1 protein-coding gene is annotated in these 1,462 nt (G+C 62.8%); it reads left to right on the top strand.

The window, feature by feature from the left end; all coding sequences use genetic code 11:
* Positions 1-197: 197 nt before the first annotated feature.
* The gene (locus AC5RVV_RS17350; RefSeq protein WP_494002602.1) at positions 198-986 is read left to right on the top strand and encodes a rolling circle replication-associated protein; all 789 of its coding nucleotides are present in this window, start codon (positions 198-200) and stop codon (positions 984-986) included.
* Positions 987-1,462: the final 476 nt, after the last annotated feature.

Below are 1,462 nucleotides of genomic sequence, written 5' to 3'. Positions count from 1 at the left end.
ACCCCTTCTGATGGGGCATAGGGTGAGACAAAGACCCCTTACCGCGGCATTACCTGTGGCATTGAAAAGCCCCCGCGAAGTTACCAGCTTCCGGGGGCACGGTCGACAACCTTTAGCGCTCTTAGGACTACTCTTTGCCGACAATTTCAGCGTACCGCAATGGCTCTACAGCACACATCCCTAACGGCGGTGTCTCCATGCATGAGAGGGCCAAACGATCAGTCGTTTCTGGCTGGACGAAAGAGACCGTCCGCCGACACACCAAGTGGCTCTACGCGGTCAACACCGAGGGTTTGACCGGCGACGGGTATGCGGTGACTCTGACGCTCCGCGACTGCCCAGAAAACTCTGATCGCTTTCACTCCCTCCGCCGGGCTTGGGTCGAACGCATCCGCCGTATGGGCAGCATCCGCACTCACTGGGTCATCGAATGGCAACGCCGGGGCGTCCCGCACATGCACACTGCCGTTTACTTCGATCGGGCGCTGTCAGCGGTAGAGAAGTTCCAGCTCGTCCAACACTGGATTGACCTTGCCGAGCCTTACGGCGCGCGGCACCTGTCGCAGTACGTTCTACCGATCTCCGGGCCCACCGGCTGGCTCCAGTACCTCAGCAAGCACGCGGCACGCGGGGCCGCTCACTATCAGCGGCAGGGCAAACCTGCAGGGTGGGAAAAAACCGGCAGGCTCTGGGGTCACTTGGGCGCATGGCCTGTTGATGAGTCCCTGAGCTTCCAGATTCCTCGGGAAGCCTATTTCCGCTATCGGCGGCTGGTGCGTTCCTGGCGGCTGGCTGACGCTCGGGCCGAGTCCGACCCCGCGACCAGGGCAAAGCGGATCCGCTCCGCCAAGCGCATGCTCAGGGCTTCAGAGCGGGCGCTTTCCGAGGTGCGGGGCATCTCTGAATGGCTCGATCAGGCGACGGTGCTTAGCTTCCTCGCCTTGCTCGCTTCTGAGGGCTTCGAGATACGCCAGACGGCAGACTGACCCCGGGCTTGTTCTCTGTGCCAAAAGTGTTCGCGGGAGGTTCTGAGGGCCTCTCCTGCGGCCTTCAGGCGCCTTCTGAGGGTCCCTCGCCGGATGTGGCCGGCTGCGGCCGCCGGAGCGGAGGCGCGAAGCGCGAGCACCGCCGGCCGGACCGGGTCCGCCGTCGGGGTTTCAGGTGCGTTTATGGCGGCGGTAGACGCGTCATTGTCTCCACTCGCTCTGTCTGGCGGTAGAAGACGGTTATCCGCAGCCGTCAACGGCTCCTGACGTCTGGCAGTCGTGGCGACCGGCTGACCATCCGCCGTAATCGGAAAAATTTCTCGACCCGCTGCGCGGGGTGAGCGGCGCGCCTTGATTAGTAGGTACATATCTGCACGCAACCCCTTCTGATGGGGCATAGGGTGAGACAAAGACCCCTTACCGCGGCATTACCTGTGGCATTGAAAAGCCCCCGCGAAGTTACCAGCTTCCGGGGG

The organism is Arthrobacter sp. MDT2-34-1, assembly GCF_059091365.1.
This window is presented reverse-complemented; position numbering and strand designations above follow the sequence as displayed.

What these genes read in the sequence shown, in the direction of transcription:
- AC5RVV_RS17350 (WP_494002602.1), top strand. Translation starts at nt 198, where the DNA reads ATGCATGAGAGGGCCAAACGATCAGTCGTTTCTGGCTGGACGAAAGAG.